Here is a 15,328-nt window from a genome sequence, read left to right as displayed (position 1 = left end):
GCACAAAAATGGCCTTGCTCGCTTGATTTGAATGGGTTGTTAGCTATTAAGAGCACAGCGATTGCACCCACTGGCAGTGCCCTGCGCTACCTGCTGGGCTACCCGTCAGGCACGCTGGCTCAGGTGGAAAAGCTGCTGGCCGAAGACCGCGTGGCCGACTGGCTGCTGAAAAAGTACCCGCAAGGGCACGCCGTGCGCACCGACCGTGCGCTGTTTGACTACGTGCAGGCGCTCAAGTCCGAACACCTGCGCGGCGCTGAAACCTTGAACAAAGTCGCGTTTGATGCCAAGCTACAGGTGATGCAGCACGCCTTGGGTACCCACACCACCATCGCGCGGGTGCAAGGCAACAAGCTCAAGGCCAAGCGTGAAATCCGTGTGGCCAGCCTGTTCAAGCAGGTGCCTGAAGACTTTTTGAAGATGATCTGCGTACACGAGTTGGCCCATTTGAAAGAACGCCAGCACGACAAGGCATTCTACCAGCTGTGCAACTACATGGAGCCACGTTACCACCAGCTTGAGTTTGAGGTTCGGCTGTATTTGACACACCTGGAGGTTTCGGGCACGCGCTTGTGGGGAACGACGGGGGCAGATGCGGCTTGAGTAGGGGTCTGGGTGGCAGGGGATGGGCAGGTGGCGTGATAGGCACGGCCAGTCTGAGCTGCCCTTCTGATTCAAGATAGCAGCCACCCTTATCAGCTCAGAAGAATTTTGACGACGGCGAACAATCAAGAACCTCTTTATGCAATACTGGCAATGCTCTTTCAGGCGAAATGCTCTGCGCAGCAGAGTTTTGCAAGGGGTCAAGCTCTTCAACACGACCCGTGTCTGCGAGTATGGCGTCCATTGCAACGCGACGACGGTCTAGGGCAATTGTCAACGGACTCCGAGGCCTACCAGCATGAGACAGCCCAATTAACCAGCGGTGTGAGGTGACCACGTCATGAAAAAACATTTCAGTCTACTGCCTGTTGCCGCAGCTCTTCTACTGCTGCTGCCGATTTCAGCGTCGGCTGAGTACTTGCGCTGCAAGAACGAATCGGTCAATGTGGGTGACACGCGATCGTCGCTTCTCCAGCGCTGTGGTGAACCAGCTGTCAAAGACACTTTCTGCAAACCCGTTGAACCAACACAAGGCGCAACGACGGGCACTGGTACCGTTGTCACGGTTCCATCCTGCAGAAATGTGGATGAGTGGACCTACAACCCAGGTTTTGGCCAATTTATGACGACGCTGCAAATTGACGGCGGCAAAGTGATCTCCATCAAGTACGGTGACCGAGTGAAATAGCCCGCTCTCACCCTTGTGATGGGTGAAGGCACCTTACACGCCAGCCTGGCGGGCAGGCCTAGCGCTCGTTGGTGTAACGGTTACTTTGAATCTTGAATGCCGCTGGTCACCCGACCTGGCATGGGTCTGGCCCACCCGGGCCGTTCGGCGCCAATCGGATAGCCTTTACCTGGATGAACTCGACGCGGAGATCAGCGATTCCGTTGAGGCAAGCAATTCTGAATAGTACTTTTTCAACTCGTTTTGGGAGCAAGGTTGTGCCACCGAGGGGTGCTGGCCACCGCCACCCGGCAAATGATGGAACAGAGTGTGCACCCGTTGGTGGCCACCGCGATCGTGGGAAACGCGGCGTCGGTGCGGGTGTTGCAAAAGGCAGGCGTTCGCTTCAAGCGCATCTTGCCTGGCAACGACCAGATTGACGGCGAGTCGGTGGACGGACGCGGAATATGGGTTCAGCCAAGCTATAGCGTCAGCACGGTGCAACCCGTGGTTTTGCGGGCCTCCAGATCGCGGTGCGCTTGCTGCACATCGGCCAGCGCATAACGTTGATCAATATGAATCTTGACCTGGCCGCTGGTCACCACCGCAAACAGATCATCAGCCATCGCCTGTGTGCTTTCGCGGTTGGCGATATGGGTAAACAGCGTCTGACGCGTCACATAGAGTGATCCCTTGGCGCCCAACATCCCCGGAGCAAACGGCGGTACCGGCCCTGAGGCATTGCCAAAGCTCGCCATCAAACCAAAGGGTTGCAGGCAATCCAGTGATTTGTCCCAGGTGTCTTTACCCACCGAGTCGTACACCACTTTGACACCTCTGCCAGCGGTGATGTCCTTGACTCGGGCGGCAAAGTCTTCGGTGGCGTAATTGATGACATAGGCAGCACCGTTGGCCTTGGCCAGCGCGCATTTGGCGTCCGACCCGGCCGTACCAATCAATTGCAGGCCCATCGCCGCAGCCCACTGGCAGGCAATCAGGCCGACACCGCCCGCGGCTGCATGAAACAGTACAAAGTCACCGGTTTGCAGGCCGCCTTGTGGCAGTGTGCGTTTGAGCAGGTACTGGGCGGTCAGACCTTTGAGCATCATCGCCGCACCCGTCTCAAAACTGATGGCGTCTGGCAATTTGCAAACACATTGAGCGGGCATGACCCGCAATTCGCAATAACTGCCGGGAGGCTGGCTGGCATAGGCGGCACGGTCGCCCACCTGCAGGTGACTGACCCCCTCACCCACGGCCTCAACCACGCCGGCCGCCTCCATGCCTAGCTGCAGTGGCATCGGCATCGGATACAGGCCACTGCGCTGGTAGATGTCGATGAAATTCAGGCCCACCGCATGGTGACGTATGCGCACTTGGCCCGGGCCAGGCTGGCCCACCATGACATTCATCACTTGAAGTTGCTCTGGCCCACCGTGCTGGCTGATAACGATGGCGCGCGATGCTTGCTGAGTCATGACTTGATTCCTTGCAGTTGACAGTAAGAGGCGCTGATGTTGCCACGAAAACCCGGTGCACATGACGGCTTCGTGCTTAACCCGATTCAGGCACTTCGCAGCGGTGTGAGCAGATCCGACAAGCCGTTGTGGTCGATCTCGTGCATCAGCGCCACGAGTCGGCCAATTTCCCCTTTGGGAACACCGGCGCGGACAAACCAGGTCAGGTAATACCCTGGCAGGTCCGCGATCAGCCGCCCTTTGTATTTGCCAAAAGGCATGACTCGGGTCACCAACAGTTGCAGGTCATCCGGGTTCATCCGCCACCCGCGCGTTTGACGTTGAACCCTTTGGCCTTCATCAGTTCGATGATGCGCTCACACTGCTCGCCCTGCACTTCGATCACGCCGTCTTTGACGGTCCCGCCGCAGCCACAGGCCACGCGCAGCTGTTTGCCCAAAGTCTGCAAGGCCGCATCATCCAGATCGAGCCCTTTGACCAGGGTCACGCCTTTGCCGGCGCGGCCTTTGGTTTCACGCGAGACACGCACCACCCCATCACCCTTGGCGCGTGGGCTGGCCATCTGGCATCGACACTGGGCCAGCGCCTGGCTGCAACCCGGGCAGGTGCGGCCGCTCTCAGTGCTGTAGACCAGACCACCCGTGGAGAATTTACTTTTCATGAGCGGAATTGTCCACGTTTCAGGCGCAGGGTGTTACCCTTCAGCGCCACAACCAGGAGCAAACCGGATGGCACGACCAAGCGTATGGGCACCCAAGGTGCTGGCCCTGATCAAGGCAGGCAACCGCAGCGCTGCCCTGGCCCAGATCAAGGTGGCACCTACCGTCAAAGACTTGCAAGAGTTGCGAAAACTGCTGATCGGCGCCCGGATGCTGGTCTCCGAACCGAACATTGACGTGGCGCTGGACGACATGATGGCCGCCTTGTCGGCACCCCGGCTGCACCGCTCACCCTGAGCAAAACCATTTCGCCAGGCACCGATCCGAAACATGACCAGGATCAATACCAAATCCGGCGGTCTGCCTAGAATGGTCTGTGCAACCAGCGTTGCCTGGATTCTGGCCCGTCGCTGGCTGCTTGCACGTCAACCTCAGCCATGCCACGGAGACCTCATATGTTTATCAGCACCGAAACCCGTCTCTCGTCACTCATTCGCAAGACCGCGCTCGGTCTGGGCCTAGCTCTATCGGTAGGCCTTGTCCATACCGCTGAGTTAACTGCCGACTTGCAGGCCAAAGTCAGCAAGTACCAGAAGCAACTGGTGGAATGGGCCGCTCATCCACTGATGCTCTCCGCCACACGCGAGGCCAACGCCAAGGGTGGTTTTCTGCCAGGCATGACCAATGCCAAATGGAATGATCTGGACGACAAGGATCCGGTGGTATTGTCCACCCTGAACAGCCCCGCCGGACAGCAAATCCAGAAGTGGGAAGCCGACAAAAACCTCAATAAACTGTTTTTGCGTGACCAGAAAGCCAATGTCATCGCCGGCAGCAGCAAAACGCTGCTGTTCAATAACGGCAGTCGCCCCGCCGCCGTACAAGCACTCAAAGGCCAGGCCTGGATGGACAATGAAATCAAGCCTGATCCCACAACCCAGATCAAGAGCGTGCAGATATCAGCACCCATTCTGGACGGTGGCAAGGCCATTGGCATCCTGCACGGCAGTGTGACGGCCGAGTAGGGTTGCAGCCCCCGTCACCCCCTCCTTCAGTCACGGGAGAATCCGTATGCTCAAGCTCAAGATTGGCCCCCGTTTGTTGGCCGGGTTCAGTGTGTTACTGCTCCTATTGCTTGCGCTGACAGCGGTTTCTGCCAATCGGATGGGGGTGGTGGACAGAAATCTGAAACAAATCGTCCAAACCGATGCGCGCAAGTTGCACCTTGCCATCGGGCTGCGTGATCTGGTTCGTGACCAGTCCCTGGCGATTCGCGACGTGGTTCTGCAAGACGACATGTCGTTCAAGAAGTCTGAACTCAAACGCATGAAAGACGTTGCCAAGCAGTATGCGCAATTGCGTGAAGAGCTGCAGAACCGGTTTGACGACTCGGTGACGCGACTGGCGCTCGAAAATCTCCAGTCGCAAGAGGCGGCGCTCAAGACCGGGTTAGACGCGGTGATTGAACAATCACTGAACCAGGACATTCCGGCCGCCAGTGAAGCCATACGCAGCCAGTTCAGGCCGGCCCAGTTGTTGCTGCTGGCGACGTTGGACAAGCTGGTGACTGCCATCGAGGCGGACTCCGCCCGCTCGGCAGCATTCGCCTCGGCGACGTACCGAAATGCCTTGATCACGCTCTGGAGCCTGGGCGGCCTGGCAGTGGTGGTGGGTGCCGTGATTGGGCTGCTGACCTACCGTACCGTGATTCCGCCACTGCGCGCCGCGGTGGTCGCGGCGCAGCGGATCGCAGCCAGTGATCTGACCAATCAGCACCTCAAGGACACCGGCGACGAGCTTGGACAATTGATGAACGCCATGACCCGCATGGCACAGGAGTTGTCCAGTTCGATGACTGACGTGCATGAAACTGCGGCAAGTGTGCGCATGGCCAGCGCTGAAATCGCCAGCGGCACCATGGACCTGTCGATGCGCACCGAAGAGGCGGCCAGCAACCTGGTCAAAACAGCACAAAGTGTCAGCAACCTGACCGAGGTCGTACGCCACAGTGGTGAGGCAGCATTGAGCGCCAACACCATGGCCAATGACGCCTCCGGACTGGCCCAACGTGGAGGCGAGGTGGTCGCCGAGGTGGTCAGCACCATGCAGGACATTCACCGCAGCTCCAGCAAGATCAGCGACATCATTGCCGTCATTGATGGTATTGCCTTCCAGACCAATATTCTGGCGCTCAACGCAGCTGTCGAGGCGGCAAGAGCCGGTGAACAAGGTCGTGGTTTTGCCGTAGTGGCCACGGAAGTACGCCAGTTGGCCCAGCGCAGTGCTCAGGCCGCCCGCGAGATCAAGGCGCTGATTGAGTCCAGTGTCAACAAGGTGTCGGCCGGCTCCGAGCTGGCAGACCGGGCCGGCGCTTCCATGCACGACATCGTCGACAGCGTACAACGGGTAACGCAAGTCATCGCGCAGATCACCGCAGCGTCAGCCGAGCAAAACCATGAAATTGCCGAGATCAACAGCTCGATTCAAGCGTTGGATCAAATGACACAACAGAACGCTGCACTGGTGGAACAAAGTGCTGCATCGGCCGAGAACCTCAAGACCCAGGCAGAACGCCTGGCGCAGATCGTCAATGTCTTTAAACTTGACACGGCCGGTACACGCACGCTGCGGCTCTCGTCTGGGGCGCAGGTGACGGCAGGTCGGTAACTTCCAAGCTCAGGGAAGCAAGTCCAGCGCCTGCATGTAGGCGGGTTGCACCATCAGGTCATCCCAGGCCGTGGCTCGGGTGCCTGGCAGCAGGGTCAGACGACGCTCTTCGCTGCGTTCATCGGGCAACCACCGCCCCTTGAGCTGCGCTTCGGTCAGACCATTGATCAGCCCATCCAACTCCTCGCCTAGCCCGACAGACTGGTTGCACAACAGCACCAGATCACACCCAGCATTCAGCGCCACCACGGCCGCCTCGGTAGTGCTGACCGGTTGCCCGTCAATCACCCGCGCACCGGCCATGGAAAGGTCGTCACTAAAGACTGCACCGGCAAAGCCCAATTGGCCACGCAGTACATCTTGCAGCCAGCGTGCTGAAAAACCCGCCGGTTTGCCGTCCACCTTGGGGTAGACCACATGCGCGGGCATCACGCTGTTCAGGCTGCCACTCAGCCAGCGGTAGGGCGCAGCGTCATCTTTCAGGATCGCTTGGAGGCCACGTGGGTCCACTGGAATATCGGTGTGTGAGTCGGCCCGCACGTATCCGTGTCCCGGAAAGTGTTTGCCACAATTGGCCATCCCCGCCTGCAACAGGCCGTGCATCAGGCTCTTGGCCAGCAGGCTGACCACGCGGGCGTCCGCGTCAAAGGCGCGGTCACCAATCACCCCGCTGTTGGCCCAGTCCAGGTCAAGCACCGGGGCAAAACTCAGATCGACACCACAGGCGCGCAGTTCCGCGCCCAGCACATAGCCACACGCGCTGGCTGCGGCGGTGGCGCGCATCGCCCCGGAGCCCACCGCATCCTTGCCGTCGTCTCGCCACAACTCACCCAAGGCACGCATCGGTGGCACATGGGTAAACCCGTCTGCTTTAAAGCGCTGCACCCGCCCGCCCTCGTGGTCCACACAAATCAGCAAGTCAGATCGCACTTTTTTGATGCTGTGGCACAGCTCTGACAGTTGCTCCCGGCTGTGCCAATTGCGGGCGAACAGGATCATGCCGCCGACCAGGGGGTGTTTGAGGCGCTGGCGATCAACCTTGGTCAGTGTCAGTCCGGCGATATCAATGATCAAAGGAGCGTGAATCGGCATGATGATTAACTAATTTTTATAGCATAAAAGTGTTTATGGATATGCGCTAAAGCACAATTATGTTCATTTTTCAACGACACAAAAACTGGCTGCGTAATCCGTCTCGTCCGTGACGCTAAGGTGGGCGCTCAGTCCCTGCGCTTCAAACCAGCTTTTCAATTCACCGTGCAGCACAATCACGGGCTGGCCAGTGGGCAGACTGGCAATTTCGCAGCGCCGCCAGGTCATGGGCAGGGTCATGCCCAATCCGATGGCCTTGCTGAACGCCTCTTTGGCGCTGAACCGGGTCGCCAGGTAACGCACCCCACGTTCGCCCCGGCGTGCGCTTCGGCGCTGCCAGGTTGCCAGCTCGGCGTCGGACAATATCTTTTTGGCAAAGCGTTCGCCATGGCGCTCCAGGCTTGCCTGGATGCGCCGCACATCACAAATATCAGTGCCTACACCGTAAATCATGTCGCACGCTGCCGGCGGGGCTTAGCCAACCACATAGGGCAACTGCTGCGCGCGTCCGATGCAGCGCAGATAGTCCTTGACCGTGGCCTCATAGCCCAACTCCAATGCGTCGGCGATCAGCGCGTGGCCGATAGAGACCTCACTGATGCCTGGCACACGCGCCAGAAAAGCCGCCAAATTGTCACGATTGAGATCATGCCCGGCGTTGACGCCCAATCCGGCATCGAGCGCGGCCTGTGCGGCGGCGGCAAAACGCACCAGTTGCGGCGTCTGTTGCGGCGTGCCCCAGGCGGCTGCGTAAGGTTCGGTATAGAGCTCGACACGGTCAGCCCCGACTGACCGGGCTGCAGCCATGGGCATGACTTCGGCATCCATGAAAAGGCTGACACGTAACCCCCAGGCATGCGCCTGCTCGATCAGTGGACGCAGACGTGGCGCATCATCCGGAAACAGCCACCCGTGGTCGCTGGTGAACTGACCGTGTCCGTCGGGCACAAAAGTCAGTTGGTGCAATGGCAGCCCCTGCGCCACCAGGTGCCCGGCGACATCCATCAGGTTGTGCAGCGGATTGCCTTCGATGTTGTACTCCCGATCCGGCCAGGCGCGCATGAGCTGGGCCAGTTCGGTCACATCGGTGGACCGAATGTGCCGCTCATCCGGGCGTGGGTGCACCGTGATGCCGTTGGCCCCGGCCTGCAAGCACAGGGTGGCCGCCCGTGTCAGACTGGGAATGCCGAGGTGCCGCGTGTTGCGCACGGTCGCAACTTTATTGAGATTGACAGAGAGGGCTGTGGTTGATATGGTCATAAATGTCGTACCTTGGACGGGCGCCGTGATCAAAACGAGCAGACACGGGCTGCGGGCGCAGAGGTCACAGCGACTGCAGGTCAAGCATGACTTGTCTGGTTTGCAGGTTTGCCACCCCGCAATGGTAATTCAGCAGCGTGCGCAATTGCGGCTTGAGTCCGCCAGCCACCTCAGCGCAGGCCCGCAAGGTGGCGGTAAAGGGCACACGCTCACCCAAAACCTGTTGCAGCGCACCCCATTGCGCGCCACTCAGACTGGCACGGTCGTTGTCATGGGTCTGCCGCAAGCCCCCTTCTGGCACCAGGCTGTAGTGTTCTTCAGGGTGCAAAGCCAGCAAGGTCATGGTTTGAGCATCAAGCAGGGGCAGCAGACCGATTTCACGCAACAGCAGCAATTCAAACGCCCGCAGCGCGGACTCCAGCACCTCACCATGTTCGCTGGCAATCACCTCGACGACATTGGCATAGACATCAAACAACACCGGATGGGCATCCTCGCGCGCCAGCAGCTTGAGCAGCAGTTCGTTCAGGTAATACCCCGACATCAGGGCATCGCCGGTCGGCATAACATGCCCTCCCTGCCATTCGGCGGCCTTCAGGGTCCTGATTTCCCCCTCACCCCCAAAGGCCAAGTGCAGCGGCTGCAGCGGCAGCAAAATTGGCCGAAAGCTCGAACTTGGGCGCTTCACCCCCTTGGCCACCAGTGCCATGCGGCCGTGGTGGCGGGTGAACACCTCCAGGATCAGGCTGGACTCGCTCCAGTCATAACGGTGCAGCACATAGGCCGGCTCCTCAGAGAAACGTCTGCTGGCCATTGGCTAGCGATAAAACGCCTCCACCTTGCCTTTCAGTTTGATCAGCAGCAGATTGCCCTTGCGGTCACGGGTCTTGCCTGCCGGCACCTTGACCCAACCCTCACTGAGGCAGTATTCCTCCACATTGGTCAGTTCCCTCCCATTGAGGCGAATGCCCACGTCGCGCTCGAACACACTGGCTTGGTGATAGCGGCTGCGGGGATCAGCCGACAAACGGTCTGGCAGCTCTTCCGATGCAAGCAGCGGCGGCACGTCCGGTGCAATTGGCTGCGGATTGGTTTCATTCATGGTGGATTTCTTTCTACATGCCCAAAGACTTGAGCAACGCTTCATGATCGGCTGCGGGCTCCACCTCGGCGGGGGCAGCGGCGGCCGCAAGACCGGTGCTGGCCTGGGCAATCAGTGCATCCGGGTCAGGCACTTCGTTGGCTTCAAAGTCATGCAACTTGATGAATTCGGTGTGATCAATCGCCAGCTCAAGATAAAAAATGTTGTTCTTGCCGGTGTAAAAAGTGACCCGACGCGACTCGGGTTGGTCCAGATGGGTGTCCACACTCAGGACCACCTGTTTGTTGAGCACCAGCATCTTGGGCTGATTCTGCGTGATATGGGTTTGCAACTCGCGGCGCACCTTGCCCGTGAAGTCACCCACAATCTGGTTCATCAGCTCACCCATGATGTCACTGACTTCGTCGGAAGTGTGCGAACTGGCCAGTTCACTTTTAGGCATCCCCATGTTGAGCATGTAACTCTCGTAAAGCTCCATGGCCGTTTGCGCCGAGAAATTGATCACCACCAAGCCGGAAAACCCGCCATCAAACAGCACAAAACAACCAATATCGGGTTTAAGGCAGGTTTTTGTGATGCGTTGCACCATGCCGGAGTAGCTGATCTGGCATTGTGTGGCCACATTGAGCACGCGGGTAACCGATTGACAGAGGCTGCTCAGCAGATCTTCTGTCCCGTACACCACCGCCTCATCCTGCCTTGTTTGAACCATTTCAATGCCTTCTGGATAAAAAGAGAACTGTACAACACCGTGCGAACGCGGCCCCCATCCACTGGTTACTCGTACCCGAAAGAACGCACCCGCGCCTCATCATCAGCCCAGCCCGAGCGCACCTTGACCCACATTTCAATGAACACCTTGGCATCCATCAGCTTTTCAAGCTCGACCCGGGTTTCCATGCCGATGCGCTTGATGCGCTCACCCTTGTCACCAATCACCATGGCCTTGTGGCCATCGCGCTCCACCACAATGGTGGCCGCAATTTTCAGCAGGCGCTTTTGTTTGCCACGACCGGCTTCTTCTTCAAATTTGTCGATCACCACCGTCGAGGTGTAAGGCAACTCATCACCAGTGAGGCGAAACAGCTTCTCACGCACCATCTCGGCGGCCATGAATCGTTCGCTGCGGTCGGTCAACTCGTCGTCGGCATACCACCAGGCCTGCTCGGGCAGGTATTTTTCACAAATACCCAGCAGACGCTCAACGTCCCTGGCATTTTTGGCAGACATCGGCACGTACTCTGCAAAGCTGTGTTGGCCCGCCATGTCCTGCAACCAGGGCGCGATATCCCCTCGCCGGTGCACATGGTCAAGTTTGTTGGCAACCAGAAGCGTGGGGATACTCTTGCCCAGAAGTGCCAACACCCGAGCGTCAGCCGGGGTGAAACTGCCCGCCTCAACGACAAACAGAATCAGGTCGACATCTGCCACCGCGCCGACCACGGTTTTGTTGAGCGACTTGTTCAGCGCGTTGCCATGCAGGGTCTGAAAACCAGGGGTATCCACAAAAACAAACTGGGTCGCCCCCAGAGTATGGATACCGGTGATGCGGTGCCGCGTGGTTTGTGCCTTGCGCGAGGTGATGCTGATCTTTTGCCCGACCAGCGCATTCAGCAAAGTGGATTTGCCTACATTGGGTTTACCCACGATGGCAATCAGGCCGCAACGATGTCCGGCAACAGCGGCTTGTACCGTACCCGGCGGGCGCATGTCCCGGCGCAAACCGGCAAGCATGGATTCAAGACCCTGCGGGTCGTCCGTGCCTGGTGCATCGGTGGCAACAGCGATGGTTTTGGTGGTGTTCATGGGGTCATGGCGCTTTCAGGGTTTGCAACATCGCCGCCGCAGCGGCTTGCTCTCCAGCACGTCGCGAGCCACCAATACCCCGCTGGGTCAGCTTGAGTTCGGCGATCGCACATTCGATATCAAAAGTTTGCTGGTGGGACACCCCCAGCGTAGCCACAACCCGGTAGGACGGCAGCGCCATGCGCCGACCTTGCAGCCACTCCTGCAGCTCGGTCTTGGGGTCCTTGCCGATGGCCGCCATTGCCGGATTGATTTCTACACCCTGGTAGAGTCGCTGCACCAGTGCGCGGGCCTGGGTGAAGCCACCGTCCAGATAAACCGCACCAATCACCGCTTCCAGTGCATCGGCCAATATGGAAGGTCGTTTTTGGCCACCAGAGCGCAATTCGCCCTCCCCCAGCAAAATCACCGACGGCAGACCGATTTGTACCGCCAACTGGTGCAGGGTGTCCTGACGTACCAGGTTGGCCCGAACCCGTGACAAATCACCTTCGGGCAGATTGCTCAGGCGCTCAAACAACAGCTCAGCGACACAGCAGCCGAGCACCGAATCACCCAGAAACTCCAGGCGTTCGTTATGATCTGTTGAAAAACTGCGGTGGGTGAGCGCACGTGACAACAATCGGGGATCATTAAACAGGTAGTCCAGGCGCGCCTGCAACGCCTGCAAGGCGGCCTTCAAACCTTCACCTGCAACATCATCACGGCTTGGAGCTACCCACGTACTTGAGTGTCAGAAAGGCCGGACCTGCCAGATGGATCTCGCGCTGATAAGAGAAAGACACCACCATTTTGTCGGCTTCCTTGCCGATGATCAGGTCCTTGCCGCTGATGGAGCTGATGTTGTCGATGGCAGCAGCACGGTCAAACACATTGCGCGCCTCCGGTGGCGTTGCGCCGTCGATGGCTGATTTGCGGGTGGCCTTGAGAATCGCCTGGTACTCAATCGCAGTGGGCACCACCTGAGCGATGACCACACCGGTTGCGGCCAGTACCACCGCCACAAAAACCAGTCCGATAAATGACAAGCCGCGCTGGCGGGATTTGCGATGTAAGGTCATGCTGTTCTCCGGTTCAGTTGAACGAACCAATTCGTTTTGGGTTACCAAAGTTCATCCAGACAAAAAAAGCCCGGCCGACAATATTTTTGTCGGGCACAAAACCCCAATAGCGCGAATCCAGTGAATTGTCACGGTTGTCGCCCATCATGAAGTAATGCCCGGATGGCACTTTGCAAATCACACCCTCGACACTGTAGCGGCAATTGCCCTTGAACTCAAACTCGTCAGCACCGGGTACAAAAGCCGGGCGGTTGTCGTCATTGAGCACACCATGCTTCTTGTCGCCCACGGTCTCCTCAAATTGCTTGAAGTAACGCATGCTGTCTTCGTCAAAGAACTCTGGCAGGGTGCTGGTTTCCACCGGTTTGCCATTGATGGTCAGCCGTTTGTTGAGGTAAGCCACCTCATCGCCCGGTACACCCACCACCCGCTTGATGTAGTCCAGACTGGGCTTGGGGGGGTAGCGAAACACCATCACATCACCCCGCTGCGGCGCGTTGCCTTCGGTGATTTTGCTATTGATCACAGGCAGCCGGATACCGTAGTGAAACTTGTTGACCAAAATCAGGTCGCCAATTTGCAGCGTCGGGATCATCGAGCCGGATGGGATTTTGAACGGTTCAAACAGGAACGAACGCAATAAAAACACGGCAATGATCACCGGGAACAAACCCGCCGTCCAGTCCAGCCACCAGGGTTGAGCCAACAGCTTGTTTCTGGCTTCAGTCACGTCACCATCGACCTTGGCAATGCCGAGTTTGGAGAGTTCGGCCCGGCGCGCAATGTCCTGCGCCTGCAGGGCTGCAGCGGCCTGTTGGCGTTGCGGCAAAAAGTAGAAGCGCTCAGCCAGCCAATACAAACCGGTGACCACCGTTGCCAAAAACAACAACAGCGCGAAATTGCCCTCAAGGATGCCAAAGTACCAGGCACCCACATAGCCCACAAAAGCCGCCAGAACCGCCGAAGTCAAAATTTGCATCACGCATCTACCTTCAAAATGGCCAGGAACGCTTCTTGTGGCACCTCGACCGAGCCGATCTGTTTCATGCGCTTCTTGCCTTCCTTTTGTTTCTCTAGCAGTTTGCGTTTGCGTGAAATGTCACCACCGTAGCATTTGGCAATCACGTTCTTGCGCAGCGCCTTGATGGTTTCACGGGCAATCACATTGGCACCGATGGCGGCCTGAATGGCCACGTCGTACATCTGACGCGAGATCACTTCACGCATCTTGGCCACCACCTGCCGGCCGCGGTACTGCGACTGGCTGCGGTGCACGATGATGGACAGCGCGTCCACCTTTTCGCCGTTGAGCAAAATGTCCACCTTCACCACGTCCGCAGTGCGGTACTCCTTGAACTCGTAGTCCATTGACGCGTAGCCCCGGCTCACGCTCTTGAGCTTGTCAAAGAAGTCCATCACGATCTCGCCCAGCGGCATGTCGTAGCTCAGCACAACCTGGCGACCCTTGTAGGCCATGTTGAGCTGCACGCCACGCTTCTGGTTGCACAGCGTCATCACTGGCCCCACGTACTCCTGCGGCATGTACAGATGCACCGTGACGATCGGTTCGCGGATTTCGTCCAGGCGCCCCTGGTCGGGCATCTTGCTGGGATTTTCCACCATCTGCACCTCGCCATCGGCCTTGAGCACCTGGTAGACCACGCTGGGCGCCGTGGTGATCAGGTCCTGGTCAAACTCGCGCTCCAATCGCTCCTGCACAATCTCCATGTGCAAAAGGCCCAAGAAGCCGCAGCGAAAACCAAAACCCAGTGCCTGACTCACCTCGGGCTCGTAGTGCAACGAGGCATCGTTTAATTTAAGTTTTTCCAGGCTGTCGCGCAGGCCTTCGTACTGGTTGGCCTCGGTCGGGTACAGGCCGGCAAACACCTGTGGCTGGATTTCCTTGAAGCCCGGCAGTGGCTCGCTGGCGGTGGCGGCAGCTCCGCCCGTGCCCGGGCGGATCAGCGTGATGGTGTCGCCCACCTTGGCCGCTTGCAGCTCACGAATGCCAGCAATGACATAACCCACCTCGCCGGCTTCAAGCGCCTCGCGCGGCTGATTCGTCGGGGTGAACACGCCCAGGCCATCGGCGTTATAGGTGGCACCGGTGGCCATGAGTTTGATGCGCTCACCTTTGGCCAGCCGGCCATCGACGACGCGAACCAGCATCACCACACCCACGTACGAATCGAACCAGCTGTCGATGATCATGGCGCGCAAGGCCGCTGTGGGTTGACCTTTTGGCGCTGGAATACGCGCAATCACTGCCTCCAGAATGTCATCAATGCCCATGCCGCTTTTGGCTGAACACGCAATCGCATGAGAAGCGTCGATGCCGATCACGTCCTCAATCTCTGAGCGCGCGTTGTCAGGATCTGCGTTGGGCAGATCCATCTTGTTGAGTACGGGCACCACTTCCACACCCAGGTCGAGCGCGGTGTAGCAGTTGGCCACAGTTTGTGCCTCGACACCCTGACTGGCGTCGACTACCAGCAGGGCACCCTCGCAGGCCGACAAAGAACGGCTCACCTCATACGAGAAGTCGACATGGCCGGGCGTGTCGATCAGGTTCAGGTTGTAGGTCTGGCCATCGCGCGCGGTGTATTTGAGGGCAGCGGTTTGCGCCTTGATGGTGATGCCGCGCTCTTTTTCGATGTCCATCGAATCGAGCACTTGCGCCTCCATTTCGCGCTCCTGCAAACCACCACAGCGCTGGATCAGCCGATCGGCCAGGGTCGACTTGCCGTGATCGATATGGGCAATGATCGAAAAATTTCTGATGTGGTTCATCCAGGGGGCCGAAAAAAGAATAAGAAAGCAGAAAAAAGGGCGCGATCAGACTGGACGCGCCCTGCACCAACCGCCATTGGCAACTCAAAAGCTGGTACCGCATTGTAGGCAAAAACATGCGGCAGGCTGTCCAGCCAGACCGC

General features: G+C 58.4%; 19 protein-coding genes. 5 read left to right on the top strand and 14 right to left on the bottom strand.

What is annotated here, in order from left to right; all coding sequences use genetic code 11:
* The first annotated feature begins 36 nt into the window (after nucleotides 1-36).
* Together KBF66_RS01970 and KBF66_RS01965 are read left to right on the top strand one after the other, a co-directional pair.
* Complete coding sequence (locus KBF66_RS01970) at nucleotides 37-603, top strand: YgjP-like metallopeptidase domain-containing protein (protein WP_296651332.1); 567 nt, start codon at nucleotides 37-39, stop codon at nucleotides 601-603.
* A 340-nt stretch (nucleotides 604-943) separates the two neighbouring features.
* Nucleotides 944-1,291, top strand: a complete 348-nt coding sequence (locus tag KBF66_RS01965; protein WP_296651329.1) for a DUF2845 domain-containing protein — start codon at nucleotides 944-946, stop codon at nucleotides 1,289-1,291.
* A gap of 461 nt (nucleotides 1,292-1,752) precedes the next feature.
* Here KBF66_RS01965 and KBF66_RS01960 read toward each other — a convergent pair whose 3' ends face one another.
* From KBF66_RS01960 to KBF66_RS01950, 3 genes are all read right to left on the bottom strand, one after another.
* Complete coding sequence (locus tag KBF66_RS01960; RefSeq protein ID WP_296651326.1) at nucleotides 1,753-2,748, bottom strand: quinone oxidoreductase; 996 nt, start codon at nucleotides 2,746-2,748, stop codon at nucleotides 1,753-1,755.
* An 86-nt stretch (nucleotides 2,749-2,834) separates the two neighbouring features.
* Nucleotides 2,835-3,047, bottom strand: coding sequence for a DUF3820 family protein (locus tag KBF66_RS01955; RefSeq protein ID WP_296651323.1), 213 nt, complete (start codon nucleotides 3,045-3,047; stop codon nucleotides 2,835-2,837).
* Nucleotides 3,044-3,409, bottom strand: a complete 366-nt coding sequence (locus KBF66_RS01950; RefSeq protein ID WP_296651320.1) for a translation initiation factor Sui1 — start codon at nucleotides 3,407-3,409, stop codon at nucleotides 3,044-3,046. Before KBF66_RS01950 ends, KBF66_RS01955 begins: the two co-directional genes overlap by 4 nt.
* Nucleotides 3,410-3,476: 67 nt before the next feature.
* Between KBF66_RS01950 and KBF66_RS01945 the strand changes: the two genes are divergently transcribed.
* The 3 genes from KBF66_RS01945 to KBF66_RS01935 all read left to right on the top strand — a co-directional run bounded on the left by KBF66_RS01945 (nucleotide 3,477) and on the right by KBF66_RS01935 (nucleotide 6,074).
* A complete protein-coding gene (locus tag KBF66_RS01945) occupies nucleotides 3,477-3,704 on the top strand; it encodes a hypothetical protein (RefSeq protein ID WP_296651317.1) in 228 nt (75 codons plus the stop codon).
* 158 nt (nucleotides 3,705-3,862) lie between these two features.
* Nucleotides 3,863-4,432: a hypothetical protein gene (locus KBF66_RS01940; protein ID WP_296651314.1), complete on the top strand. Its 570-nt coding sequence runs from the start codon at nucleotides 3,863-3,865 to the stop codon at nucleotides 4,430-4,432.
* Nucleotides 4,433-4,478: 46 nt separating this feature from the next.
* Nucleotides 4,479-6,074, top strand: coding sequence for a methyl-accepting chemotaxis protein (locus KBF66_RS01935; protein WP_296651311.1), 1,596 nt, complete (start codon nucleotides 4,479-4,481; stop codon nucleotides 6,072-6,074).
* A gap of 9 nt (nucleotides 6,075-6,083) precedes the next feature.
* Here KBF66_RS01935 and nagZ read toward each other — a convergent pair whose 3' ends face one another.
* The 11 genes from nagZ to lepA all read right to left on the bottom strand — a co-directional run bounded on the left by nagZ (nucleotide 6,084) and on the right by lepA (nucleotide 15,185).
* A complete protein-coding gene (nagZ, locus tag KBF66_RS01930) occupies nucleotides 6,084-7,166 on the bottom strand; it encodes a beta-N-acetylhexosaminidase (protein WP_296651308.1) in 1,083 nt (360 codons plus the stop codon).
* 63 nt (nucleotides 7,167-7,229) lie between these two features.
* Nucleotides 7,230-7,619, bottom strand: a complete 390-nt coding sequence (acpS, locus tag KBF66_RS01925) for a holo-ACP synthase (RefSeq protein WP_296651305.1) — start codon at nucleotides 7,617-7,619, stop codon at nucleotides 7,230-7,232.
* A 21-nt stretch (nucleotides 7,620-7,640) separates the two neighbouring features.
* Nucleotides 7,641-8,426 (bottom strand): pyridoxine 5'-phosphate synthase, encoded by a 786-nt coding sequence (locus KBF66_RS01920; protein ID WP_296651303.1) that lies wholly within the window; start codon nucleotides 8,424-8,426, stop codon nucleotides 7,641-7,643.
* Nucleotides 8,427-8,490: 64 nt separating this feature from the next.
* A complete protein-coding gene (recO, locus tag KBF66_RS01915) occupies nucleotides 8,491-9,240 on the bottom strand; it encodes a DNA repair protein RecO (RefSeq protein WP_296651301.1) in 750 nt (249 codons plus the stop codon).
* A 3-nt stretch (nucleotides 9,241-9,243) separates the two neighbouring features.
* Entirely contained in the window at nucleotides 9,244-9,528 is a 285-nt protein-coding gene (locus tag KBF66_RS01910; RefSeq protein ID WP_296651298.1) for a DUF3297 family protein, read from the bottom strand.
* 13 nt (nucleotides 9,529-9,541) lie between these two features.
* Nucleotides 9,542-10,240 (bottom strand): DUF3334 family protein, encoded by a 699-nt coding sequence (locus tag KBF66_RS01905; protein WP_296651295.1) that lies wholly within the window; start codon nucleotides 10,238-10,240, stop codon nucleotides 9,542-9,544.
* A gap of 65 nt (nucleotides 10,241-10,305) precedes the next feature.
* Complete coding sequence (gene era, locus KBF66_RS01900) at nucleotides 10,306-11,238, bottom strand: GTPase Era (RefSeq protein ID WP_296651478.1); 933 nt, start codon at nucleotides 11,236-11,238, stop codon at nucleotides 10,306-10,308.
* Between the two features lie 100 nt (nucleotides 11,239-11,338).
* Nucleotides 11,339-12,016 carry a ribonuclease III gene (rnc, locus tag KBF66_RS01895; protein WP_296651291.1) on the bottom strand — a complete coding sequence of 226 codons (678 nt, stop codon included), beginning with the start codon at nucleotides 12,014-12,016 and terminating at the stop codon, nucleotides 11,339-11,341.
* A 19-nt stretch (nucleotides 12,017-12,035) separates the two neighbouring features.
* A complete protein-coding gene (locus KBF66_RS01890) occupies nucleotides 12,036-12,395 on the bottom strand; it encodes a DUF4845 domain-containing protein (RefSeq protein WP_296651288.1) in 360 nt (119 codons plus the stop codon).
* Nucleotides 12,396-12,408: 13 nt separating this feature from the next.
* A complete protein-coding gene (gene lepB, locus KBF66_RS01885; RefSeq protein ID WP_296651285.1) occupies nucleotides 12,409-13,374 on the bottom strand; it encodes a signal peptidase I in 966 nt (321 codons plus the stop codon).
* The gene (gene lepA, locus KBF66_RS01880; protein WP_296651283.1) at nucleotides 13,374-15,185 is read right to left on the bottom strand and encodes a translation elongation factor 4; all 1,812 of its coding nucleotides are present in this window, start codon (nucleotides 15,183-15,185) and stop codon (nucleotides 13,374-13,376) included. Before lepA ends, lepB begins: the two co-directional genes overlap by 1 nt.
* Nucleotides 15,186-15,328: the final 143 nt, after the last annotated feature.

The sequence above is a fragment of the Rhodoferax sp. genome, assembly GCF_018063565.1.
In the GTDB taxonomy this organism is placed as follows: Bacteria; Pseudomonadota; Gammaproteobacteria; order Burkholderiales; family Burkholderiaceae_C; genus Rhodoferax.
The sequence above is the reverse complement of the archived record's forward strand: the minus strand, read 5'-3'. Positions and strand labels throughout refer to the sequence as shown.